The organism is Bradyrhizobium sp. MI1.7, assembly GCF_055811795.1.
In genome coordinates, this window is sequence record NZ_JBVVPO010000034.1 from 1 (window position 1) to 24,197 (window position 24,197).

Below are 24,197 nucleotides of genomic sequence, written 5' to 3' on the forward strand. Positions count from 1 at the left end.
CGCCGCCGCCCCCCCCCCCTACGGGGCGTTTACTTTTTACCCCTTGTGGTTGCTGCCGCCCCCCCGCGGGGGGGTCGGGGGGCCCGCGCCCCCGCGGGCCCACGACGGAGGAGAGAGCTTGCGCCCTCTCCACGTCGTCATTGCGAGGAGCGAAGCGACGAAGCAATCCAGACTGCCGCCGCGGAAAGATTCTGGATTGCTTCGCTACGCTCGCAATGACGAGATTGTGGCGCGAGCTAGCCAAAATCCTCTGGCTTTAGCTCGATCGGCTTGCCGTGCGGCGTGCGGTCGGCGGCGTGGTCCCAGGCGTCGCGGTAGCGGTGCAGCGTCTCCGCCGATGCGACGCCCTTGCTTGCAACCAAACCTTCCAGCGTGGCGAGCCAGTGCAGGTAATAGGTCTCGCCCGTGTCAGGGTCGCCGGCGGCTTGGGCGCGCTTGATCTCGGAGGCCAGGGCTGCGGCCCATTCCGGCCAGGTGAACACGCCGCGCTCGTGCAGCGTCAGCGCCATCGCGAACGCATGCGCTTCCCAGGGCGCGCGGAAGACCGGGCCGTCGTCATCGCGCGGAATGCTCGGAATGGCCGCCGTCGCGGCGGCCGCAGCCGTGCTGCTCATCACGCCGGGTCCAGATAGGGTTCGAAGGCGTCGATCGACACCTTCAAGGTCGGATCACCGTCCGCGCCCCAGAGATCGCGGCCCTCGAAGACGACCGTGTAAAGCCATTGCGGATTTTCGCCGAGCTCCATCGCCGCCGAATCCGGAAATACATGGCAGCCGTGGTTCAGCTCGACGACACCGACATGGCCGCGCACATAGCGCGGCAGCCGCGTATGCGTGGTCGGATGGATGTTCCTGGCGCGGACGCGGTCGCCGATGTTGAATTTTGCCGGCGCCGGAGCAGGGCGGGCGAACTTGCCGCGCACCATGACGCGCTCGACATTGGCGAGGTCGAACTTGCCGTGCTTGAGCGCCTTTGCAGGCTGCATCGCGTGGCCGGCGGCGACCTCGTCCCGGGTGAGGTAGCCCTTCTCAATCAGCATCTCCTCGAGCCCGAGAAACCATTTCTTGTAGTAGGAGCTCGAGAGATAGACGTGCGGCGGCAGCGTCTCGCGATAGAAGCGCGAGGTGTCGATGTTGAAGGCGCCCGCCGCGCCCATCGCGCGCACCATGGCGAGAACACGCGATTCCCACTCCTCGTGAAACATCGGCTCGTTCGGCTCGGCCTCGACCTTGCCGAACCCGTCCATGCCGCCCATGTCGTGGACGCCGTTCACGAGGGCGCTCCAGGCGTCTTGGGAAAGCCGGTGCCGATCATGGAATCGCGCGTGACGAGCTCGGCGAGCTGCTCCTCACTCCAGCCTTCGGTGCCCGCGGGGCGCATCGGCAGCACCAGGAAGCGGGTCTCGGCCGTCGAATCCCAGACACGGATTTCCATGTCCTTGGGCAGCGTGACGTCGAAATCGGCGAGCACGCCGCGCGGGTCCTTCACCGCGCGCGAGCGATAGGGCGCGGCCTTGTACCAGACCGGCGGCAGTCCCAGCATTTCCCAGGGGTAGCAGGAGCACAGCGTGCACACGACCATGTTGTGTCGCTCTGGCGTATTCTCGACCACGACGAGATGGTCGCCGACGCGGCTGACATGGCCGAGCGTGCCGATGGCCTTCGAGCCATCCTCCAGCAGCGCCTTTTTGAACGCCGGATCGGTCCAGGCCTTGGCGACGACGCGCGCGCCGTTGTGCGGGCCGATCCTGGTCTCATAGGCCTGGATGATGGCGTCGAGCGCGGCCGGCTCGACATAACCTTTTTCTGTCAAGATCGTCTCGAGCGCGCGCACGCGCAGCTCGGTCTCCGACAGCTCGGAATGGTCGTGATGATGGTCGTGATCGTGGCTCATGGCGCAAAGATAGGCGCAATGGTCCCTGCCTGTCGAGTATGCGCTGGGGCGCAACCGGGTCCCATATTCGTGAGGCCGGATGTAGGCTAGCCTCGCAGCAAAGCGGATAGGGAGACATCGGTGACGGACTTCGTGACGATCGAGAAGGGGCTCGGACCGGAGGGGCGGATTGCGGTGGTGCGGTTCGACCGCGGCGACGGCATCAACGCGCTCTCGCCGGAGGCGCTGCGCCAGCTCACCGCGGCAGCGCGCAGTTTCGAGGATGATGCCGCAACGTCCGTCGTGGTTCTGACGGGCAGCACCAGCGCCTTCAGCGCCGGCTTCGACCTCAAGGATGCCGAGGGCCGCTCGCGCAAGGACATGGATCTCGGCACGCTGCGGCGGCATCTCAAGCTCGGGCCGCGTCTGACCCATGCCTGGCATGAGATGGAGCAGATCACGATCGCGGCCATCGAGGGTTTTTGCGTCGGCGGCGGCGTCGCGCTGGCCGTGGCGCTCGACTTCCGCGTGATGGGGCACGACGCGCATCTGCGCGTGCCCGAGATCGGGCTCGGCATGAACATGAGCTGGCAGAGCATCCCGCGCATGCTGCATCTGATCGGGCCGGCCCGCACCAAGCAGGCGGTGATCCTGGCCGACCAGCGCATCTCGGCCGATGAGGCCTTCGAGTGGGGTTTGGTGGAGCAGGTGGCCGATCCCGGCCATGCGTTCGATGCCGCCATGGAGCTTGCCCGGAAGGTCGCCGCGCAGCCGCCGCTCTCGGTCGCCATGACCAAGCTGACCGTCAACCGGCTGGCACATGCGCTGGACGATCTCGCCAGCCACATGGACGTCGACCAGTTCGCACTGGCGAGTCTCACCGAAGACCACAAGGAGGGCGTTGAGGCGTTCCTGACCCGCCGCAAGCCGCGCTTCAAGGGGCGGTAGAACGTGAAGTCAGACCATTGATCGCGCCGCAGACAGTCCGTATACGCCGCGCTAGGACAAAAACGGCTCGGCCAACGGGCGGTACAATGCGACGACAATCGAGGGGGAGGGCCCATGGCCGCAAGCTCGCAGACGCCTCAGGCAAAAGGGTTTAGCTGGAAGCTGATCGCGCCGCTCGTGGTGTGGTTGGCCATCTATCTGTGGCCGGTGCCGACGGGTCTCAACGCCAATCAGTGGCACTATTTTGCCGTGTTCGCGGCCGTTATCACCGGACTCATTCTCGAATCGATGCCGGTCGGCGCGGTCGGGTTCATCGGGCTGACGGTCGCGGGCGTCGCCGGCTATATCGATCCCGATCCCGGCAAATCGCTGCGCTGGATGCTGGCGGGTTTTGCCGAGAGCACGGTGTGGCTGATCGTCGGCGCCTTCGTATTCTCGATCGGTTATCGCAAGAGCCAGCTCGGCCGCCGTATCGCGCTGGTGCTGGTGCAAAAGCTCGGCCGCAACACGCTCGGTCTCGGCTATGCGGTCGCGATGTCGGACTTCCTGCTGGCACCAGCGACGCCATCCAACACCGCGCGCAGCGGCGGCATCGTCTATCCCATCATAAGCAACATCCCGCGCATCTACGGCTCCGAGCCCGGGCCGACCGCCGGCAAGATCGGCACCTATGTGATGTGGACGGCGTTTGCGGCAACCGCGATCACCAGCTCGCTGTTCTTCACCGCGCTCGCGCCCAATGCGGCCGCGCTTGCGATCGCCAAGAGGACCGCCGGCGTCGAGGTGAGCTGGGCGCAGTGGTTCGTCGGCTTTGCGCCGCTCGGCATCCTCCTGATGATCCTCGTGCCGCTGCTCAGCTATGTGGTCTGCCGTCCCGAGGTGAAGCACAGCCCGGAGATCTCCGAATGGGCGGCCAGGGAGGTCAGCGAGATGGGCCCGATGTCGCGCAACGAGTGGATCATGCTGGCTCTGATCGTCCTCGCGATGTTCCTGTGGATCGCGGGCTCGAGCCCGGACATCCACGTGCCGCTGCTCGGCTCGAACTTCGTCAACGCCACCACCGTCGTGTTCATCGTGATCTCGCTGATGCTGGTGACGGGCGTGATCGAGTTCGCCGACATCGTCAGCGAGAAGAGCGCCTGGGAGGTGTTCTTCTATTTCACCTCGCTGCTGACGCTGGCCTCGGGCCTCAACGAGATCGGCTTCATCAAATGGTTCGCGACCGAATACGCCAAACCGCTCGCGGGGCTGTCGCCGTCGACCGCGATGATCCTGCTGGTCGCGCTGTTCTTCTGGATCCACTACTTCTTCTCGAGCATCACCTCGCATGCCGCAGCCGTGCTGCCGGTGGTGCTCGCGGTCGGATCGAGCATCCCCGGCCTGCCGGTTACGACGCTCGCCATGCTCTGCATGTATTCGCTCGGCCTGATGGGCGTGATCTCGCCTTACGCGACGGGACCCGCGCCGATGTATTTCGGCAGCGGCTACATCGGGAAGGGCCAGTTCTGGGGCTTTGGGCTGCTGTTCGGGCTGCTCTATTTTGCGGGACTGCTGCTGATCGTGCTGCCCTGGTTGCAGATCAGCTGAGCGGGGCCGGAAGCTCATACCCCCGGCAGACGAATTTTCTTCGCCGGGGTGGGATTAGGAAAACTTCGTCCAACTCCCCGCAAATATCTGACATTGCAAGGAAGACCTGAAAAGGCGATGGTGCGTGCTGCAGTGCAGCGCGTTCCACCGGAACCATTGCCGCGATTTCACTCTCCGTCGCTTGACGCGACCGGTTCCCGCATGCCCCACGGGGGCAGCAGGAACTGTTGTGCATGAAGGCCGCCTCTATGAACGCCCACCAATCGCTCGCGATCGGACAGAAGATCGAAACGCTTGAAGCGATTTCACCTGCCGCCCGGAACGCTGACGCGATGGTCCGTTTCGAGGGCATCTCGAAGATCTATCCGGCCTATCGCGGCAAGCCCGGCGTCAACGCGCTGCAAGACATCGACTTCGCGATCGCGCGCGGCTCGATCACCGGCGTCATCGGCCGCTCCGGTGCCGGCAAGTCGAGCCTGGTCCGGCTGATCAACGGGCTGGAGAAGCCGACCACGGGCCGCGTGATCGTCGACAACAGCGACATCTCGGCGCTGGCAGGTCGCGAATTGCGGCTGGCGCAGCGCTCGATCGGGATGATCTTCCAGCATTTCAACCTGCTGTCGTCGCGCACGGCGGCCGACAACATCGCGCTACCGCTGGAGATCGCCGGCTGGGCCAAGTCCGACATCAAGGCCCGCGTCGCCGAGCTGCTGGCCCTGGTCGGCATCGCCGACAAGCACGACCGTTATCCGTCAGAGCTCTCCGGCGGCCAGAAGCAGCGCGTCGGCATTGCCCGTGCGCTGGCGACCCGGCCGAGCGTGCTGCTGTCGGACGAGGCGACCTCGGCGCTCGACCCGCAAACCACGCGCGCGATCCTCGATCTGCTCGCCAACATCAACCGCGAGCTCGGGGTGACCATCGTGCTGATCACCCACGAAATGTCCGTGGTGCGCCAGCTTGCCAAGGAAGTGGTCGTGCTCGATGCCGGCCACGTCGTTGAGAGCGGCCATGTCGCCGACATCTTCACGCATCCCAAACATCCGATCACGCAGTCCTTCCTCGCCGAAGTCATCGGCGACAGCCTGCCGGTCTCGCTGGCGAGCCGGATCGTGGCGGAGCCGTCTGTCGGCGGGCGGGCCGTGATCCGCGTCCAGGTGCGCGGGGCAGGGGCCGGCGACACGGTGGTGGCGCGGCTTGCCCGCGAGCTCGGTCTCGACGTGGCGCTGCTGTCGGCGCGCATCGACGAGATCGGCGGCCAGCATGTGGGCTCATTGACCCTCGGTATTCCCGGTGGCGAGGACGCGGTGACGCGCACGCTCGCCTGGCTCTCTCAATATCAACTCCCGGCGGAGCGTCTCGGCTATGTCGCCTGAACTCATCAACCTCATCGTCCAGGCAACAGGCGAAAGCCTGTACATGGTCGGCATCGCGGCACTGGTCGGCACCGCCTTCGGCCTGCCGCTCGGCGTGTTCCTCGCGACCAGCCGGAAAGGCGAGCTGTTCGCGGCGCCCACCATCAATCGCGTGCTCGGCATCGTCGTCAATGCGACGCGCTCCACGCCCTTCATCATCCTGGTCGTCGCCATCATCCCGTTCACCCGGCTCATTGCCGGCACCTCGATCGGCTCGACCGCAGCGATCGTGCCGCTGGTCATCGCATCGACGCCGTTTATCGCGCGCCTGGTCGAAGCTGCGATCCGCGAGGTCGATGGCGGCCTGATCGAAACCGCGTCCTCGTTCGGGGCATCACCGATCCAGATCGTTCTCAAGGTACTGATCCCCGAAGCGTTGCCCGGCCTGCTCCTGGCACTGACGCTCGCGGTGGTCAGCCTGCTCGGCTACTCCGCCATGGTCGGTGGCGGCGGGCTCGGCGATCTCGGCATCCGCTACGGCTATCAGCGCTTCATGCCGGAGATGATGCTCGCCGTCGTGGTCGTGCTGATCGCGCTGGTGCAGCTCGTGCAGAGCGCGGGCGATTATCTGGCACGTCGGGTCAACCGCCGGCTGCGGCAGCGCTGATACACATTTTCTGAAACTGGAGACTTCAATGCGTTTTCTCGCAACCCTTGCGGCTGCAGCCTTGCTTGCGACCACCGCTCAAGCTGAAACCATCCGCGTCGGCGTCACCGCCGGCCCCCATGCCGAGATCCTGGACGTGGTGAAGAAGGTCGGCGCCGAGCGCGGCCTCGACATCAAGGTGGTCGAGTTCACCGACTACGTCATTCCGAACCAGGCGCTGGCGCTGAAGGACCTCGAAGCCAACTCGTTCCAACACGAGCCTTACCTGAAGAACCAGATCTCCAAGACCGGCTGGAAAATCGTCAAGGTCGCGAACACGATCGGTTCGCCGCAGGGCGTCTATTCGCAGAAATACAAGAAGCTCGCCGATTTGCCGGAAGGCGCCCGCGTTGCGATTGCCAACGATCCCTCCAATGGCGCCCGCGGCCTGATGATTTTGGCGTTGCACGGCGTGATCAAGCTGAAGGACCCGAACAACGTCTCCTCGACCATTGCCGACATCACCGAGAACCCGAAGAAGCTGCGCTTCGTCGAGCTCGACGCCGCCCAGCTTCCGCGTGCGCTGCAGGACATCGACGTCGTCTCGATCAACAACAATTACGCCGTGCAGGCCGGCCTCAATCCGGCGACCGATGCGATCGCGCGCGAGAACCCCGATGGTCCCTGGGTCAACATCCTCGCCGTCCGCGAGGAGGACAAGGACAAGCCGTGGGTGAAGCAGTTGATCGCGGTCTATCACTCCGATCCCGTGAAGGCGTTTCTTGAGACGCGCTTCAAGGGTACGTATTTGCCGACCTGGTAACGTGCCCGGCCTGCATGGCTCGAGACGCCCGCTTGCGCGGGCTCCTCACCACGAGGGTCCAATATCTCGCCGCAAAACACGACCTCATCCTGAGGGCCCGCCAGAGGCGGGCGTCTCGAAGGATGGCCGCAAGCGAGCTGCTAGCCACGACTTGTCCTGGAGTAGAAGACGCGCGCGTCAGGCGACAAGCCTCGCGCGCCGCAGTGTCTCCGAGGGCAGTTCGGAGAAGTGGCGCTTGTAGTCGAGCGAGAACTGGCTGAAGTGCCAGAAGCCGTGTTGCACGGCGACGTCGTAGATCGACGTCTCGGCGCCACTGGCGCGCTTCAGGTCCCGCCGCACCCGGTTCAGCCGCATCGCGCGCCAGTAATGCATCGGGCTCGTGCCCACGACTTCCTGAAAGCAATAGCCGAGCTTGCGCGGGCTCGCGCCGACCGCCTTGCAGACCTCCAGCAGCGACAGCGAGCGATCGCCGCTGCCATGCATCAGCTCGCGGGCGCGATCCACGGTGCGCTTGCGCGCCGTGGCGCTGCGGCCGGGATCGCTGGGCTGGGCCGTCGGCAGCATGTCCATGATCTCGACGAGGAGGGCGTCCTCCAGCGCCTGTCGCGCGGCCGGATCGTCGAACCGTTCGGGTGCGGCCGTGATGGTCTCGTGAATGGCGGCGAGATGGGCGCGCAGCCGCGCAACCGGTGCCGCCGCCATCTCGATCACCCGCAACTGGTGCCAGACGGCGCGCGGCAATTCGATGTCGAGCCGTGCCGCAAGCTCCGCGATCAGCACCGCGCTGGCGACGACACCGCGCAGCTCGAAGGCCTTCGGCGTACACATGTCGATCTCGGCATCGATGCTGGCGATGACCTGGGAGCCTGCAACACTGGCGCCGTTGCAATTGACTTCGCCGTCGCCGTGCCAGGGCAGACCGATGCCAAAGCTGTCGGCACCGAGCTGGCCGTATTGGCGGACTTGCTGGCTGGTGATCTCGCAGAACACTTCGAGCCGGGGCAGGGAGAGTTGCGTGAAGCTGCCCCGGAACGCCCCGGCGCTGATCTGGTCGTAGCTCAGCCGCCAGCGGCCGAGCGTGGCGCAATGCTCGTCGACATCCGTGCTGCTCGCTTGAAGTAGATTGGCAGCCGAGTCTTGAATCGGAAGAGTTGCGCTTAAGGCCATGACAGCACGTCAGAATTTGCAAGCCGAATAGCCAGCAAGAACTACGCCAGACTGGCACGGCCATGGCCGCTGTCCAGCAAAATATTGCCGGATCTCGATAACGCCCGATGCGGCCTGTGTGCAGTCTTCTCCCTTGCCGTTCCGACATCGCAGTCGGGATGGCCTTGCGGAGGATCGAGATGCGACCGACGGACATCATGCGCGGCAGCCCGCCTGCGCCCGAGGCCCAAGTGACCCGTGCCAATTGGCGCAGCTTTCCCGCCATCCGCTGGGGCTTCACCCACACCCGCGAAGTGCTGCCGACCGCGGAGGTTCGCCGCTCCGCGCATCCCACACCGATGGCAAGCGCGCCGCGCGAGCTGCAAAAGCTCAGCTTCACCGCGCCGGACGGCAAGCCGACCACGGTCGAGGCCACGTTGCGCGAAACCTTCGGCGATGTGCTGCTCGTCATGCACCGGGGCACGCTGATCCACGAATGGTACGGCGACGGCATGAGCGCGACCACGCCGCATCTGATCTGCTCCATCAGCAAGTCGATCGCCGGCACGCTCGGCGGCGTGCTCGCCGCGCGCGGCCTGCTCGATCCGGAGGCGAGGGTGGTGCGCTACGTGCCGGAGCTGGAGAGCTCGGTCTATGGCAGCTGCACCGTCCGCAACGTCCTCGACATGGCGGTCGCGATCAAGTTCGAGGAGGATTACGAGGACCCCGCCGGCGACGTCGCGCGCTATCGCTTCTCCTCGGGCTGGGACGTGCCGCCGCCGGGCGTCGAGGCCGGCCATCAGCGCGCCTATCTCACCACGCTGCGCGGGACAGGAAAGCCGCACGGCAAGGTGTTCCACTACGTCTCGACCAATACGGAAGTGCTCGGCTGGGTCTACGAGCGCGCCTGCGGCATGCCCTACCATCGCATCCTCTCCGACTATCTCTGGCAGCCGATGGGCGCCGAGGAGGATGGCTCCCTCACGCTCGACAGCCACGGCATGGGCCGCATCGCCGGCGGGCTTTCTGTCACCGCACGCGATCTGCTGCGCTTCGGCGAAATGATCCGCTGCCGCGGCGTGGTCGAGGGGCGGCAGGTGGTGCCCGGCTGGTGGATCGACGACATCCACGAGAACGGCGATCCCCAGGCGTGGAAAGACGGCGATCTCGCCGACATCTTCCCGGGCGCCCGCTACCGCAGCAAATGGTACACCATCGATCCCTCGCGGAACGATCTCGCGGGGATCGGCATCCACGGCCAGTGGCTCTATATCGACGCGGCCACCGACACCGTCATCGTCAAGCTCGCGACGCAGCCGAAGGCGATGGACGTTCCGCTCGACCACCGCTGGCTCGCCGCCTTCCGCGCCATCACCGCGCATCTCGCCCTGCGCTGATTTCTGGTCATCATCATGCTCGATACCGTCAAAGCCAAATCACCGATTCAAGCGGCCGCACCTCATCCGCTCGATCCTCTGACAGCCGAAGAGATCACGGCCGCCTCCACGCTGGTTCGTGCCGCCGCGACCTCGCCCGAGAACTGCCGCTTCCCGACGGTGCGGCTGGAGGAGCCGACCAAGCAGGAGCTGGCCGCTGGCGGAGCAGGGCGCCGTGCCTTCGCGCTCACGCTGGACATCACCACGGGCGAGGCGATCGAGCACATCGTCGATCTCGGCCGCAACGAGATCGTCGGCCGCAAGGTCATTCCGAACCGCGAGGCGCCATACGGGCAGCCGCCGGTGATGCTGGAAGAATTTTTCAAGTGCGAGGCCGTGGTGAAGGCCGATCCAGGCTGGCGCGCGGCGATGGTCCGCCGCGGGCTCACCGACAAGGATATCGAGCTGGTCCAGGTCGATCCGTTCTCCTCGGGCTTCTTCGATTTTGAGTACGAGCGCGGCGCCCGTATCGTGCGCGCCGTCAGCTTTTTCCGCGAACATCTGCAGGACAACGGCTACGCCCATCCGATCGAGGGCGTAGTCGCTGTGGTCGACCTGATCGGCGGCAAGGTCATCGACCTCACGGACGCAGACCCGATCGTGCCGATCCCGCGCAAGAAGCGGAATTACGGCGCGCATGAAGTCAAAAACCCGCGCACCGACATCAAGCCGCTGCATATCGAACAGCCGGAGGGCGCGAGCTTCAAGGTCGATGGCTGGAAGGTCGACTGGCAGAAATGGAGTTTTCGCGCCGGCTTCACGCCGCGCGAAGGGCTGGTGCTGCATCAGCTCGCCTACCAGGACGGTGATCGCAAGCGCTCGCTGATCCATCGCGCCAGCGTCACCGAGATGGTGGTGCCCTATGCCGATCCGACCGAGAACCATTTCTGGAAGTCGGCGTTCGATGCCGGTGAATACGGGCTCGGCATGCTCGCCAATGCGCTCGAGCTCGGCTGCGACTGTCTCGGCAACATCCATTATTTCGACGTGCCGGCCGCCGACAACAAGGGCGCGCCCTTCGTCATGCAGAATGCCATCTGCATGCATGAGGAAGATTACGGAATTGCCTGGAAACACTACGAATTCCGCAACGGCCTGTTCGAGGTGCGCCGCTCGCGGCGCCTCGTCATCTCGTTCTTCGCCACCGTCGGCAATTACGACTACGGCTTCTACTGGTACCTGTACCAGGACGGCACGATCCAGCTCGAGACAAAACTCACCGGCATCATCCAGACCGCCGCCGTGCCATCCGGCGAAAAGTACAAATGGGGCGGCATGGTCGACGACAATCTGGGCGGCCCAACGCACCAGCATTTCTTCAACGTGCGCCTGCACATGGACCTCGACGGCGGCGGCAATACCGTCACCGAGCACGAGTTCCTGCCGCGGCCCTGGGGCGCGGACAATCCGCACGGCAACGCGTTCGATACCACGACCCGCATCCTGTCGCGCGAGCGTGATGCGGCTGCCATTGCGAACGGCGAGACCGGCCGGTTCTGGAAGATCAGCAATCCCAACGAGACCAATTCGGTCGGCAACGCGCCGGCCTACAAGCTCGTGGTCAATCCGAGCCCGCTGATGCTGGCGCAGGAGGGCAGCTATGTGCGCAAGCGCGGCGGCTTTGCCACAAAGCATGTCTGGGTCACGGCCTTCGACAAGGACGAGAAATACGCCAGCGGCGATTATCCCAATGTCCACGCCGGCGGCGACGGCCTGCCGCGCTACGCCGCGCAGAACCGCAACATCGAGAATACAGATCTCGTGGTGTGGCACTCCTTCGGCCACACCCATGTCTGCAAGCCCGAGGATTTTCCGATCATGCCGGTCGAATATGCCGGCTTCATGCTGAAGCCGACCGGATTCTTTTCGGCCAATGCCGCCGGCGACATTCCGCCGGAGCGCAACAGCCGCAGCGTGCTGGCGGGCGACCCGAAGGATGCCGCCGGCGGCGCGTGCTGCCACGCCGGCAAAGCGTAGGCTCGTCGCGCGACAACAACGTTCGCAGCAGGCCAACCAGCGCTGGTTCGCTGGTCGCATGCGCTCGCGGTCGAATTGTCAGGGGAGTATTGCTGCCCCTTTCGAAGGGCCCGCGACGCGACGGCCGGCCGCACGTCGAAAAGATCGCTTCCAATTCCTTTCGAGAGTGATACCATCTTAAGGTTGTATTCTTTAAGGAGATTTCCCATGACCCATGCACTCAATCTCACGCTGCCGATCAAGCAGGATGCCGAGACCCTGGCAAAGCTGCGGAATCTCGAGGCGAGCTTCACTGAGAAGGTTCAGCCCGCCATCGCGGCGGCGCTGAAGCAGTCCAGGATTGTTCATTTCGCCCGGGTCGTCGTCATCGAGGACAAGTACATCCAGGTCATCACCGAATATGAGGGAACGCACCAGGAATACACGGAGTTTTTCCGGCGAGCGCTCACGCCGATATTTGCCGCGATATTTTCCCTGGCAGATACGACTGGCCTGGACATCAACGATCCCAATGCGTTCTTCGAATTCTCGAAGAACCACAACGCGCGCTCGCTGGGCACTGCGACCGACGGCTCAACCGACATCAGCGGCAACCCGTCCGGCTGGCTGTTCTCGGCTTACGACGGCATGACTGTCGCAGACATTCTGGCAAAGCTCGGGAAATAGCTTTCAGAGCGTATTTGCGCTTTCGGGATAGGCCGGCTTTGAGGCTGCCTATCGACTGACCGTTCTTGCAGGGCAGGCGCCATGGTGGATCTCGGCAATTTGCAGGCGATCGTCGCTCGAAGCTCGGCCAAGCCGCTACTTGCGGCTCTGTTGTTTAGGTTTGGCGACGCCGGCGGCGCCAGGTCCTTCCTGCGGCAATGGATACCGCGGGTCGCGGTGGGGGCGGGCCCGGACGCCGAGGGTCCCGCGTTCCACTTCATGTTCAGTTGGAACGGCATCGCGACGATGATGTCGGGTCGCGCCGACCTTGACGTCGCGCAGGGGCGGCAGCAATTCGAGGTATCGTTCGTGGACCCGGCGCAGGCGCCGGATGGCGGCATTGCGACACAGCTTGGTTTCTTCGACGCCAGCGCTCCGGCGGGATGGTGGGACGGCAAGTTCAAGTCGAGCGATATCGATCTCGCCATCCACATCGGGTTCGACACGCCCGAGCAGAAAGCCGATTGCCTCGCGCAGGTGCGGCAGTCCGCGACAGGCCTCGGTGTCCGGGAATTGTCGCTCGACAGTTGGGACGACGGCGCGCTGTCCGGCTGTCGGCCAGCCGACGGCCGCCTGCATTTTGGCTATCGTGATGGAATCACCGCGCCCAATATTGACTGGCAGGATGCGCCGGCTGCCAGGGCTTCCGACGCCGTCGATTGTCGCGAGATCGTCGTCGGCTATCCGAACAGCGATTTTCCCACTGCACCGTTCAAGCCCGGTCCATGGCAGGACTTCGCGCGCGATGGATCATTCGTCGGCCTGTCGTGGCTTTATCAGGACGTCGCGGCCTTCAACAGATTCCTGAAGGCGAATGCACCGCAGGCGGCGCCGCATGTCGGCCCGGAACTGGCCGAAGAATGGATCGCGGCCAAGATGATGGGGCGCTGGCGACACGGGTCGCCGCTGTCACGTTTTCCGGATGCACCACCGTCGACCCCGCAATTGAACGATGCTTTCGGCTATGGCGACGATCCAAACGGCGTCAAATGCCCGCTCGGGGCTCACATTCGCATTGTCAATTGCCGCGATCATCCGCTGAAATTTGCCAATCAGATTCGTTTCCCCAAGGGGCCGCCACGCGTCATACGCCGCGGATTTTCCTACGGTCCTCATCTGGAGGGCACGGAGGACGACGGCAAGGACCGCGGCATCGTAGGGCTTTTCTACTTCGCCAGGATCAACGAGCAATTCTATACCATCCTGCGGTGGATGCATCAGACCGACTTTGCCGACGCCTACATGCGCCTTCCGAACGGAGCCAACGCGCAGGATGCCTTGACTGGAAACCGGGCAGATCCAAAGGCCGAGACCCGGTTCCAGGTTCCGCTCGCGGGGGACGCCTCCGTGACGTTCCAGATGAAGCAATTTATCCGCTACAAGGGCGTCGCAGTGCTGTTTGCGCCGAGCGTTAAAGCGCTCAACACGATGATTGCCGTGCAACGTTGAATTGCCGGCTCCCGTCAGCCTTCGCATCGTCGTCGCAGCCATTCGCTCGCGGCAGCGAGTCCGCCGTTGTCACGCGTTTGCGGACAAGCGGCGAATGTTCTCACTCTAGAAGCATTCCATATCGAAGCGCTCATAGAAGCCGGCGATGCGCCTCGACGCGCAGATGGGCGCATTGGTCGCACGATTTATTCCCCGGTCTCGATAGATTCTAACTCTGCGTCTCTCGCACTGAGAATGCCCCCGCGTTAGGGCGAGAGTCCAAAAATCATTCCGGCAAAGCCGGCAGCGCGGGACCTCGCTAGACGTGTCAGACTTCCAACTTCGTTCGTGCTCCAATGCGCGTGTTCGACAGCTTCAGGTGCTTTTCTTCGGCGCCGTCAGCACATTCGCTCTCTGCGTTCCCTTCGCGCCCGTACAGGCGCAGACTCAAATTCCCACGGTCTCGGTGGAAGCGCCGGCGCAGCGCGCCCGACCCGCTTAATGAGAGTCGAGACGATGAGAGCGATATTTGGCAGGCTGCATCGCTGGGCGGGACTGCTCACGGCCGGATTCCTGTTCTTCTCCGGCATCACCGGGGCGATCATCTCCTGGGACCACGAGATCGACGAGGTGCTGAATCACCACCTGTTCGATGTCACCAGCAAAGGCCCGGCCATTCCCTCGATCGAGCTCGCGAAGATGATCGAGCAGCGCGATCCCCGCGCGCGCGTCGTCTACCTCTTCATGACGCCGGAGGAGGGGCACTCGCTGTGGTTCTTCGTGATGCCGCGGATCGATCCGGCGACGGGAAAACGCTTCGCGATCGACTACAACCAGATTTTCCTCGATCCCAACACCGGCGCGGAGCTCGGCCGGCGCTATTGGGGCGCGGTGTGGCCGGTGACGCGCGAAAACTTCGTCTCGTTCCTCTACAAGCTCCACTATACCATGCACATCCCGGAATTCTGGGGCAGCGATCGCTGGGGCATGCGCGTGCTCGGCGTGATCGCCATCATCTGGACCATCGATTGCTTCGTCGGCTTCTATCTGACGCTGCCCTCGCGACGGCGCGCCAAGACCGCGCGGGCGCCCCAGGTCACGCGCCAGCTCGAACGCGGCTTCTGGGCGCGCTGGGCGCCGGCCTGGACCATCAAGGCATCGGGCAGCGCCTACCGGATCAATTTCGACATCCATCGCGCCTTCAGCCTGTGGACCTGGGGCGTGCTGTTCGTCATCGCCTTCACGGCGTTCTCGCTGAACCTCTATTTCGAGGTGTTCTCGCCGATGATGAAGATGGTGTCGAACTACACGCCGACGCCCTATGAGCAGCGGCCCTACCGCAATCCCGACGATCCCATCGAGCCCAAGGTGACGTTCGCCGACATTGCTGCGCGCGCGGCGGCTGAGGGCAAGGGGCGAGGGTGGACCGTCCCGGTCGGCGCGCTCAGCTACGGCCCGGCCCATGGCGTCTATGCCGCGGCGTTCTTTCATCCCGGCGACGATCACGGCGCCGGCGGCGTCGGGCCGGCGCAGCTCTATTACGACAGCGAGGACGGCCGCCCGATCGGCGAACGGCTGCCCTGGGTCGGCACGGCCGCCGACATCTTCGTGCAGGCGCAATTCCCGCTACATTCGGGCCGCATCGTCGGGCTGTTCGGCCGCATCTTGATCTCGATCATGGGCCTCGTGGTGGCGGCACTGTCGGTCACCGGCGTCGTGATCTGGTGGCGCAAGCGCCGCGCCCGCGTCCGGGCGCGCGAGACGGCGGCGATGCGCCTGAGCCGGCAGCAACTCACGCCGGCGGAGTAGGGCCGGCGTGCCGCTCGATCGTCTGCGCGTTTACCGAGTCCGCTCGTTGACGATGGGCATCGCTGTCTGCAGCGCCTGCTCGTAACGCTTCGACTGACTGAGCGAAAACTTCTTCATCGCCAGCAGTTCGTCGGACGTCTTGCCTCTCAATCGGGCGACGTTGGATGTCTTGAACACGTCATCATTTGCCGCCGAAGCGTTCTGTCGAAGCGCAAAAACCCTTTCGATGTTCTGCGACAACAGCCGATTGCGCTCCACCCCTTTGTTCGCGTGCTCCACATAGTGAAGCAGTCTATCGGTGGGCATGGCGCGAGCACTGTCTGCATCGCCTTCGATGAGGCGAAGCAGCTGCTCATCAACGATATCGGTGCATAGGTCGATACATTCGTCGCATATAAAGACAGCTGGCCCAGCCACCAGCTTGCTCACTTCATGCTGGTTCATGCCGCAGAACGAACAGTAGATGGGACGATCCTGCTGGGCAGGATTCTGCACGCCAGCACTCGGCTGCGCCGCATCAATCTTGGCCGACAGAATATTCCAGTTCTCGTACCCGAACGCTTTCGCGATCAGTTCCAAAGCTTCGCTGTGAGTGGTTTGCACGGCTTTGGCATTCAAGGCATCGCGCAAGGAACGAGCCATAGCCTTCGCATCGCGGAAATCGCGCATGAGAGCACCCGTATCGGCGAACGGAGAAGATCGGTGCCTGCCTTGCCGACCCGCTCGCCAATAGCGAGGGTGAGGGCGACTTTGATACGTTCACCATCCCCAAAGGGCGCAGGCAGCGGGTGTATCGACCCAACCGAATTTTGGCGCTGGACGGCCGCTCTTGTCAACCTGAAACGGGTACATCGACACCTCCGGCCGCCGCGCAGTTTGCAGTTCAGGAGCCGATGAACCTTCCAGTCCGGCACCGGCACAAAGACTGGAGATCGCTCCCAGTCTTCCGGAAATTGCAATGAGATCGCTCGCCTTGCTCTGCCTGCTCGTTTTCGCGACGCCAACCGACGCCGCCACGCCCGAGCAGCACTATCTCGATTTACGCGATCGCTACATCGCAAAATTCTCCAAAGCCAAGGAGAACGACGAGACTTTCAAGCAGCACGATGCAGCGCTCAACGAGCTGACCGGTGTGCTGCGCGGCCTGGTCGGACCGGTCACGATCAAGGGGCTGCCGGCCGAGGGCAAGTCGAACGCCGACACGCTGTTCAAGGGCGACTCGGGCTTCGGCCATCTCGACGGTCTGGGCTTTGCCTCCGAAGGCGACAAGATGCAGGCCGTGGTGACCACCACAGGTCTGCTCAAGCACTGGCTGCGCGAGCACCGCGAAGACGGCATGCCGCAGGAGATCGCCGCAGCCTTCAAGCCGGATCGCTTCTACTATCAAGCCATCCAGGACTCGGCCTTCGCCAAATATGCCGAGCTGCCGATCACGAAGCCCGCATCCACGAGTACCGCGGTCGCCGTGCTCGGCGTGCGCGGCAACGGCGACCTGAAGGGCGCGCCGCACGAAATCGATGTCGTCGCGATCCAGGGCGAGAAGGTCTTCTTCCTCGCCGTCACCGACGCCGTGAAGACGGCCGAGATCCCGGCCTGCGAAAAAGTCTGGAAGCAGATGATGGCCAGGAAGACTCCAGAGGACGCCATGGCCAAGGAAGACCAGGCGATGGACGCCTACACCAAATGTTTCGCCAAGGAAGCGCCAAGCCAGAGCTGGTTCGCGGGCGCGGTGAAGAAGGCGCAGAGCCAGCTGGAGATGCTGCTGGCGCGGTAATTGCGCAGCTTCACCACACTCCGCACCTCATCCTGAGGAGCCCGCAAAGCGGGCGTCTCGAAGGATGGCCACACGCGAGAGGCGGGCCTTCATGGTTCGAGACGCGCGTGCCGCGCTCCTCACCATGAGGGTATTGCAACGCCATCAGGCTAGAGCGCGCTGCCACCCAAATTCCACCCCCGTCCGCCCTCGCCAAAAATCTCATACCCGATCGGCGTCACCACAACCGTGTCCTCGAGCTTGATGAAGCCGCGCTTCGGATGCTTCATGGTGGTCTCGATCGAGACCACCATGCCTGTTTCGAGCGGCAGGCGGGCGTCGGTGTCGTCGTAGGGGACCGGGCCCTTCGCGGTCAGGCGAGGGGCCTCGTGGCTGACGAGGCCCATGCCGTGGGCCAGGAAATCGGTGCAGTCGCGCTGGGTGATCTGGGCAAGCTGCCGCTCGGCCGCGACGTAGATGTCGCCGCCCAGAGCGCCCGGCCGGACCGCGGCGAACGCGGCGCGCTGCACGGCTTCGATCTCGGCCAGACAGTCTCTCAGTTCGGCATCGGGCTCGCCCAGCACGGCCATTCGGGCGAGGTCGCCGATATAGCCGTGATAATTGCCGCCGGAGTCGAGCGACAGCACGTCGCCTTGCTCCCAGCGCTGCGATGACGGCGCCCTGTTGTGGCTGCTGCCGCAGGCGAGCAGGCAGTATTCGAAGGTCAGGCCGCGATTGGCCTCGGCGACACGCAAGCTGTCCGACAATTGCTGCTTGGTGGTGCCCGGGCCGTGCGCGGCGATCACCTCCAGCATTGATGCAATGACGAGCTCGGACGCCGTCTTGAGCTTGGCCAGTTCGTCCGCCGACTTGACCGCCCGCAGCCGCTCCAGCACCAGCAGCGCGTCCTTGAGCTCGGCGCCGGGCAGGGCGTCAGCGAGCGCCCTTCCTGCATCCATTGGCAGGAACGCCATCTCGACGCCGACCCGCTTCAAGGGCACGCCGGCGTCGCGGATCAGGCTAATCGCCCGTGTGACCGCGTCGACCGAGCCATTGGACTCGGTGCGGACCTGCGGCACCCACGGCGGCGCCACGGCACGCTGATGGGTTTCCAGACGGTGACCGATATAGACCGCCTTATCAGGTGCGCCCTTGGGATAGACCAGGACCGGCAAATAGCGGCTGACGCCCATCGCGTCCATGTAGTCGAAGAAGATCGCGCGCTCGGCGCCCAGCAGGTACTGCACATTGTGCTTGGAGGTCGCGACCAGCACGTCGAGGCCGGCGGCGTCCATCAGCTTGTCGAGTTTGGCGGCATCGAACGGAATGGCGCGCGAGCTGTTCGCGCGTGCGACGCTCTCTTGCATGACGGGGCTCCCTTGGGCGGGCGGTTGGGACCGCCTTGTATCGTTGACCTCTGCAGGACTGCGACGCCCAGTCTAGCACAACCTCCACTCGCGCGCCCCAACCGAACGACCCGATGGAAAATGGAACCAGGACTGAGAGCGTCTCCAGCTAGCGTCCACGCCTGAGATCCGCTGTCGCGCGCCTGAGGATATCGTGAAGCCAGTCATGCGACGGCTCGCCCTCGATACGTTCGTGCCACAACAGCCGGACCTCGACCGGCGTTGTGGCGTAAGGCAGTTCGTACGTCGTGATGGCATGCTCACGTTCGAATGCCCGCGCCAATGGACGCGGAACGATGGCCGCGAGTTCAGAGTCCGCGAGCAGGGCGGGCAGCGCCAGGAAATGCGGCAGCGAAACAGCTATGCGCGGCGGCCGGTCGCTTTCGGACAATGCCCGTTCGAGTGCCGCGCGGTCATACATCTCCGATCGCCTTGCGAGGCCGCGCTCGGAGATGAAGCCCCCGATCGCGCCCTCCTGCTCGCCGCCGAAGGAGACGACGACCAGCGGCATGCGCGCCAGGGCCGCGTTGTCGATCCGCCCGAGCTTGCGCTTTCCGCCCACGATCAGCACGTCGTCATATTCGAACAACAGCGAGGTCCGGAAGCGGCTCGGCGGATCCGAGAAGACGCCGATCGCAACGTCGATGCGACCAAGGTCGATCTGCTCGGCAAGGTCGATCCGTGTCACCGGCTTGATGATCAGGTCGATCGCCGGCGCCTCAAGCCCAAGGATCTTCAGGAGCGGTGACGCCAGCACCATCGTGGTGAAGTCGTTGGCGGCGAGGGTGAATTGCCTTGTGGAGGCCGCCGGAACGAAGCGCGGCTGCTCGACCGCCGCCTCGAGAGATCGCAGCGCTTCGCGAACCTGTGGCGCCATCGTCAATGCGCGCGCGGTCGGCTGCATGCCGGTCGCCGTGCGCACGAACAAATCGTCTTCCAGCATCTCGCGGAGCCGGGCGAGCGAATGGCTCACGGCGGATTGACTGAGCGCAACCCGCTGGCTCGCCCGCAGCACGCTGCGCTCCTCCATGACGGCGTCGAAGACCTTGAGCAGGTTCAGGTCCAGGGTCTTGAAGGAAACAGCCACGTGCAGGACACCGTCGCAGGCGGATCGCGCGCCCGTTGCGTACCTGCGATCGTTTCGAGTTAAGGCCATGCGCGCGGCCAACGCAACCGAGCAGGGCGCCCGGACCGCGACGCCCAGCCGTTCGCGCCACCAATCTGAAGGCGGTTCAGGATCACTCTGCAAGAGTTTCACTTCCGAATTCGCGCGATCCCGTCATGATCCCGACGCCGAATTTGGAGGAGACGGGCAATGAAATCCTGCGGGATGTCGATCGGAGCTTTCGGACTGGCACTCGCGCTGTTCTCGGCGCCGGCCCTTGCGCAGGACGGTCCGGTGAAGCTCGGCGTTCTCACCGACATGTCCTCGCTCTACGCCGACAATGGCGGCCAGGGCTCGGTGATCGCGGCGCAAATGGCGGTCGACGACTTTGGCGGCCAGGTGCTGGGGCGCAGCATCCAGATCGTCGCGGGAGATCACCAGAACAAGGCCGATGTGGGAGCCACCATAGCGCGGCGCTGGCTCGAAAATGAAAACGTCGAGGTGATCCTCGACGTGCCGAATTCTGCGGTCGCGCTGGCGGTGCAGGGCATCACACGGGACAAGAAGAAACTGTTCCTCGCCACCGGCGCCGCCACGTCGCGCCTGACTGGCGACGAATGCTCGCCGACCGGAATTCACTGGACCTACGACACCTATGCGCTGTCGCAAGGAACAACGCGGGCGATGTCGCGTCTCGGCGCAAACTCCTGGTACTTCATCTCGGTCGACTATTCCCTCGGCGCCCAACTCGAGGCCGACAGCCGCAAGGTCATCGACGCCATGGGCGGCAAGGTGATCGGCGCGGTGAAACATCCGCTCAATACGCCGGATTTCTCCTCCTTCCTGCTCCAGGCACAGTCCTCGAAGGCGGACGTGATCGCGCTCGCCGACACCGGCGGCGACTTCATCAACGTCGTCAAGCAGGCCGGCGAATTCGGCATCACGCAGCGGCAGAAGCTGGTCGGGCTCCTCGTCTTCATTGCCGACATTCACAGTCTCGGGCTCCAGAGTGCCCAGGGCCTGATGCTGAGCTCGGCGTTCTACTGGGACCTGAACGAGGACACGCGGGCGTGGTCGAAGCGCTTCATCGCCAAGACCCAGAAGGTCCCGACCATGATCCACGCCGGCACCTATGGCGCGGCGATGCACTACCTTAGGGCGGTCCAGGCGGCCGGCACGCTGGATGGGCCGACCATAGCCGCCAGGATGCGCGCCATGCCAGTGAACGATTTCATGACGAAAAATGGCCGGATCCGCGAGGACGGCCGGCTGGTCCGCGACATGTATCTGTTTCGCGTCAAGTCGCCCGAGCAGTCCAAATACAAGTTCGACTATTACGAGTTGCTGGCGACGATTCCGGGCGAGGAAGCCTTCCGGCCGATGGAGCAAGGCGGATGTCCGCTCCTGAAGCAGCCATGATTGGCGAGGGCACGGCCGTGCAGACCGGGATCGACGAGATCATCGCAGGCCGTTTTGCATGCCGCGACTTCTCAGGCGCGCCGGTCGGGCGAGGGACCATCGAGCAGATTCTGCGCGTGGCACGGTTTGCGCCAAGCGGTGCCAACATCCAGCCCTGGCACGTCTACGTGCTGGCTGGCGATGCCAAAGACAGGGTCTCGGTGGCGCTGCGCGAGGCGCACGAAACCGCCCGCGACGCGCATATGTCGGAATACAGATACTACGCCAGTGACCTGCCCGAACCCTACCTGCAACGACGACAGCAGTTCGGCCGGTTGTTCTACGGTTCGCTCGGCATCGCCCAGACCGATATCGAAGCCAGGAGCGGCCAGACCGCCAAGAACTATGCGTTCTTCGGCGCGCCCGTCGGGCTGATCGTCACGATCGACCGGCGCCTGGAGGTCGGCAGCTGGCTCGACCTCGGCATGTTCATCCAGAACGTGCTGCTGGCTGCGGCAGGCCATGGGCTCCAGTCATGTCCGCAGGAGACGTTCTCGAAATACCACCGAATCCTGCGTCCGCTGCTGTCGATCCCGGCGGAGCAAATGGTCGTGTGCGGCATTTCGATCGGCCGTGCCAGGCACCAAATCGCGGGCAGGCTGATGCCGCGCGCGGACATCGCGGACTTCGCCTCGTTCGCGGGCTTTGAAGAACAAAGTGCAACCCAAATGGAAAGGACAACGCCATGGGAAGCCGAGACGAACTGATTCAGTGCAGCATTCCGTTCCTCCGCGAGGTCAAGGACATGACGCCCGGCGCGGAGATGGAGCGGTGGCTCAACCAAACATACGGCGAGGGCAGCCAGCTCTACCAGGACCTGGCACGCCTGATTAAGCTCGGGGTCGCGGAAGGCTGGGCGGCGAACCAGGAGGTCGAAGGTCCGAACTATCGGCGCAGCCGCATCCATGAGCCGATGCCCGAAACGTTCCAGTTCAGCATCACGGCCGTCTACATGAACAGCACCGATCCACGCCGCTTCAAGGACGACGATGACCACGACGTGCTCCGCGGGCAATATCACGGTCACCCATATGGGGAACTGAACCTGGTCGTGCCGCTGGACAAAGGCGCCGAGCTGATGGGGCTGCAAGGCTGGCAAGGGCCTGGCTGGACCGCGCCCGATCCCGGCAGCCGGCACTATCCCGAGGTCCGCGGCGGCGCCGTCATCGCGCTGTTCTATCTGCCCGCCGGACGCATCTCCTACGACTTCGCCGCACCGTCCTGACTGCCGGCCGGGCCTTCTCGGGTGACGCCGTGTGCGAGCGTCACCCGTTCAAAAGAATGCACAGCTGAGTCCGCGCGCGGCGATGCGCCGCGACGCCACGGCCAGCAAGGCGGCTCACCATGGACGGTGGGGAGGGATTTCGGCGACCATGCGCCAAGCGGGCCCCAGCCCGGCACCGCCATATCCTTGATTCGCATAAGGTATATTATGGAATATCTTTATATACAATTAGATCAGATATTTAGATCGAATTCCTGACACCGCGTCTTCGCTTGCCGTCCGTTTTCGGTCTACGCCGCGACCGGCCTCTCGGCTCTTGTTGTTTTTCAGATTTTGAATCCGGGCCATCTGCCGAAAGCCGATATTGCCGCAACGGTGCCCGGCTGCAATAAGCGAGACCTCGCGAGATCGCAGATGACCTTCAGGCCTTCCGTCCGTATAGGTTTGCATCTCAGAACAATAACAAACTTCCGAGGAAGCAGACCCATGAGCTTTTCCCGACGCACGCTTCTCAAGGCCTCCGCCGCGACCGCGGTCCTGGGCGGCCTCGGTGCGCCCCATGTGGCCCGCGCCCAGAGCGCCGAGTTCACCTACAAATACGCCAACAACCTGCCTGACACCCATCCGCTGAACGTGCGCGCCAAGGAGATGGCGGCGGCGATCAAGGCCGAGACCAACGGCAAGTTCGACCTCCAGATCTTTCCGAACAACCAGCTCGGCTCCGACACCGACATGCTGAGCCAGATCCGGTCCGGCGGCGTCGAATTCTTCACGCTGTCAGGCCTGATCCTGTCGACCCTGGTGCCGGCCGCGTCCATCAACGGCATCGGCTTCGCGTTCCCGGACTACGGCACGGTCTGGAAGGCCATGGACGGCGACCTCGGCGCCCATGTCCGCGGCGAGATCAAGAAGGCCGGCCTCGAGGTCATGGACAAGATCTGGGACAACGGCTTCCGCCAGACCACGTCGTCGAGCAAGCCGATCACCGGTCCCGACGACCTCAAGGGCTTCAAGATCCGCGTGCCGGTGTCACCGCTGTGGACCTCGATGTTCAAGGCGTTCGACGCCGCGCCCGCCTCGATCAATTTCGCCGAGGTCTATTCCGCGCTTCAGACCAAGATCGTCGAGGGCCAGGAGAACCCGCTGGCGATCATCTCGACCGCCAAGCTGTACGAGGTGCAGAAGTACTGCTCGCTGACCAACCACATGTGGGACGGATTCTGGTTCCTGGCCAACCGCCGCGCCTGGAGCGCGCTGCCAGAGGATGTGCGCACCGTCGTCGCCAAGAACATCAACGCCGCCGCCGTCAAGGAGCGTGAGGATACCGCCAAGCTCAATGCGAATCTCCAGCAGGAGCTCGCGGGCAAAGGCCTGACCTTCAACCAGCCTGCGGTGGCGCCGTTCCGTGACAAGCTGCGCTCCGCCGGCTTCTATGCCGAGTGGAAGGGCAAGTATGGCGACCAGGCCTGGGATCTCCTGGAAAAGGCCGTCGGCAAGCTGTCGTAACGCGTCGGGGCCGCC

General features: G+C 64.2%; 21 protein-coding genes and 2 pseudogenes. 15 read left to right on the forward strand and 8 right to left on the reverse strand.

All coding sequences use genetic code 11. From position 1 onward, the window contains the following. Nucleotides 1-236: 236 nt before the first annotated feature. The 3 genes from AC0L3X_RS27080 to nthA are packed head-to-tail and all read right to left on the reverse strand — an operon-like array spanning nt 237 to nt 1,893. Entirely contained in the window at nt 237-614 is a 378-nt protein-coding gene (locus tag AC0L3X_RS27080; protein ID WP_354096318.1) for a nitrile hydratase accessory protein, read from the reverse strand. Continuing rightward, nucleotides 614-1,273 (reverse strand): nitrile hydratase subunit beta, encoded by a 660-nt coding sequence (gene nthB, locus AC0L3X_RS27085; protein ID WP_166341639.1) that lies wholly within the window; start codon nt 1,271-1,273, stop codon nt 614-616. The genes AC0L3X_RS27080 and nthB overlap by 1 nt, the downstream gene beginning before the upstream one ends. Continuing rightward, nucleotides 1,270-1,893, reverse strand: coding sequence for a nitrile hydratase subunit alpha (nthA, locus tag AC0L3X_RS27090; RefSeq protein ID WP_063983312.1), 624 nt, complete (start codon nt 1,891-1,893; stop codon nt 1,270-1,272). The genes nthB and nthA overlap by 4 nt, the downstream gene beginning before the upstream one ends. A gap of 120 nt (nt 1,894-2,013) precedes the next feature. On the opposite strand from nthA, the gene AC0L3X_RS27095 reads away from it, so the two are divergent. The 5 genes from AC0L3X_RS27095 (at nt 2,014) to AC0L3X_RS27115 (ending at nt 7,228) form a co-directional block, all read left to right on the forward strand. Continuing rightward, the gene (locus tag AC0L3X_RS27095) at nt 2,014-2,820 is read left to right on the forward strand and encodes an enoyl-CoA hydratase/isomerase family protein (protein ID WP_354096319.1); all 807 of its coding nucleotides are present in this window, start codon (nt 2,014-2,016) and stop codon (nt 2,818-2,820) included. Between the two features lie 114 nt (nt 2,821-2,934). Continuing rightward, nucleotides 2,935-4,407, forward strand: a complete 1,473-nt coding sequence (locus AC0L3X_RS27100; protein WP_354096320.1) for a DASS family sodium-coupled anion symporter — start codon at nt 2,935-2,937, stop codon at nt 4,405-4,407. A 233-nt stretch (nt 4,408-4,640) separates the two neighbouring features. Further along, nucleotides 4,641-5,780: a methionine ABC transporter ATP-binding protein gene (locus AC0L3X_RS27105; RefSeq protein ID WP_354096321.1), complete on the forward strand. Its 1,140-nt coding sequence runs from the start codon at nt 4,641-4,643 to the stop codon at nt 5,778-5,780. Continuing rightward, entirely contained in the window at nt 5,770-6,426 is a 657-nt protein-coding gene (locus AC0L3X_RS27110) for a methionine ABC transporter permease (protein ID WP_473317003.1), read from the forward strand. The genes AC0L3X_RS27105 and AC0L3X_RS27110 overlap by 11 nt, the downstream gene beginning before the upstream one ends. 28 nt (nt 6,427-6,454) lie before the next feature. Then, nucleotides 6,455-7,228 (forward strand): MetQ/NlpA family ABC transporter substrate-binding protein, encoded by a 774-nt coding sequence (locus AC0L3X_RS27115; RefSeq protein WP_354131523.1) that lies wholly within the window; start codon nt 6,455-6,457, stop codon nt 7,226-7,228. Between the two features lie 177 nt (nt 7,229-7,405). On the opposite strand, the gene AC0L3X_RS27120 is transcribed toward AC0L3X_RS27115, so the two are convergent. Next, nucleotides 7,406-8,395, reverse strand: a complete 990-nt coding sequence (locus AC0L3X_RS27120; RefSeq protein WP_135213631.1) for a helix-turn-helix domain-containing protein — start codon at nt 8,393-8,395, stop codon at nt 7,406-7,408. A 179-nt stretch (nt 8,396-8,574) separates the two neighbouring features. Here AC0L3X_RS27120 and AC0L3X_RS27125 point away from each other — a divergent pair, with 179 nt between their 5' ends. The 5 genes from AC0L3X_RS27125 (at nt 8,575) to fsrB (ending at nt 15,729) form a co-directional block, all read left to right on the forward strand. After that, nucleotides 8,575-9,771: a serine hydrolase domain-containing protein gene (locus tag AC0L3X_RS27125; RefSeq protein ID WP_354131524.1), complete on the forward strand. Its 1,197-nt coding sequence runs from the start codon at nt 8,575-8,577 to the stop codon at nt 9,769-9,771. A 15-nt stretch (nt 9,772-9,786) separates the two neighbouring features. Next, nucleotides 9,787-11,787, forward strand: a complete 2,001-nt coding sequence (locus AC0L3X_RS27130) for a primary-amine oxidase (RefSeq protein WP_354131525.1) — start codon at nt 9,787-9,789, stop codon at nt 11,785-11,787. Between the two features lie 207 nt (nt 11,788-11,994). Then, nucleotides 11,995-12,453, forward strand: coding sequence for a hypothetical protein (locus tag AC0L3X_RS27135; RefSeq protein ID WP_028147544.1), 459 nt, complete (start codon nt 11,995-11,997; stop codon nt 12,451-12,453). An 81-nt stretch (nt 12,454-12,534) separates the two neighbouring features. After that, nucleotides 12,535-13,941, forward strand: a complete 1,407-nt coding sequence (locus AC0L3X_RS27140; RefSeq protein WP_063983306.1) for a Dyp-type peroxidase — start codon at nt 12,535-12,537, stop codon at nt 13,939-13,941. Nucleotides 13,942-14,436: 495 nt separating this feature from the next. Next, nucleotides 14,437-15,729, forward strand: a complete 1,293-nt coding sequence (gene fsrB, locus AC0L3X_RS27145; protein ID WP_063983305.1) for a siderophore utilization protein FsrB — start codon at nt 14,437-14,439, stop codon at nt 15,727-15,729. A gap of 350 nt (nt 15,730-16,079) precedes the next feature. Here the strand turns inward: fsrB and AC0L3X_RS27150 are convergent. Together AC0L3X_RS27150 and AC0L3X_RS27155 are read right to left on the reverse strand one after the other, a co-directional pair. Further along, nucleotides 16,080-16,173: pseudogene (locus AC0L3X_RS27150) on the reverse strand (ClpX C4-type zinc finger protein); the annotation flags it as partial. 66 nt (nt 16,174-16,239) lie between these two features. Continuing rightward, a pseudogene (locus AC0L3X_RS27155) lies at nt 16,240-16,398 on the reverse strand (glyoxalase superfamily protein); the annotation flags it as partial. Nucleotides 16,399-16,687: 289 nt separating this feature from the next. Between AC0L3X_RS27155 and AC0L3X_RS27160 the strand changes: the two are divergent. Further along, nucleotides 16,688-17,503, forward strand: coding sequence for a hypothetical protein (locus AC0L3X_RS27160; protein WP_063983303.1), 816 nt, complete (start codon nt 16,688-16,690; stop codon nt 17,501-17,503). A gap of 149 nt (nt 17,504-17,652) precedes the next feature. Here the strand turns inward: AC0L3X_RS27160 and AC0L3X_RS27165 are convergent, their stop codons facing one another. Both AC0L3X_RS27165 and AC0L3X_RS27170 read right to left on the reverse strand, forming a co-directional pair. Then, the gene (locus AC0L3X_RS27165; protein ID WP_473317004.1) at nt 17,653-18,849 is read right to left on the reverse strand and encodes a M24 family metallopeptidase; all 1,197 of its coding nucleotides are present in this window, start codon (nt 18,847-18,849) and stop codon (nt 17,653-17,655) included. A gap of 148 nt (nt 18,850-18,997) precedes the next feature. Beyond that, nucleotides 18,998-19,975, reverse strand: coding sequence for a LysR family transcriptional regulator (locus tag AC0L3X_RS27170; protein ID WP_354079939.1), 978 nt, complete (start codon nt 19,973-19,975; stop codon nt 18,998-19,000). Nucleotides 19,976-20,203: 228 nt separating this feature from the next. Between AC0L3X_RS27170 and AC0L3X_RS27175 the strand changes: the two genes are divergently transcribed. The 4 genes from AC0L3X_RS27175 (at nt 20,204) to AC0L3X_RS27190 (ending at nt 24,182) form a co-directional block, all read left to right on the forward strand. Beyond that, nucleotides 20,204-21,412, forward strand: a complete 1,209-nt coding sequence (locus AC0L3X_RS27175; RefSeq protein WP_354096328.1) for an ABC transporter substrate-binding protein — start codon at nt 20,204-20,206, stop codon at nt 21,410-21,412. Then, nucleotides 21,388-22,158 (forward strand): nitroreductase, encoded by a 771-nt coding sequence (locus AC0L3X_RS27180; protein WP_354096329.1) that lies wholly within the window; start codon nt 21,388-21,390, stop codon nt 22,156-22,158. Before AC0L3X_RS27175 ends, AC0L3X_RS27180 begins: the two co-directional genes overlap by 25 nt. Continuing rightward, nucleotides 22,137-22,676, forward strand: coding sequence for a 4-hydroxylaminobenzoate lyase (locus AC0L3X_RS27185; RefSeq protein WP_354096330.1), 540 nt, complete (start codon nt 22,137-22,139; stop codon nt 22,674-22,676). The genes AC0L3X_RS27180 and AC0L3X_RS27185 overlap by 22 nt, the downstream gene beginning before the upstream one ends. A gap of 486 nt (nt 22,677-23,162) precedes the next feature. Next, the gene (locus tag AC0L3X_RS27190) at nt 23,163-24,182 is read left to right on the forward strand and encodes a TRAP transporter substrate-binding protein (RefSeq protein ID WP_354123803.1); all 1,020 of its coding nucleotides are present in this window, start codon (nt 23,163-23,165) and stop codon (nt 24,180-24,182) included. Nucleotides 24,183-24,197 lie beyond the last annotated feature (15 nt).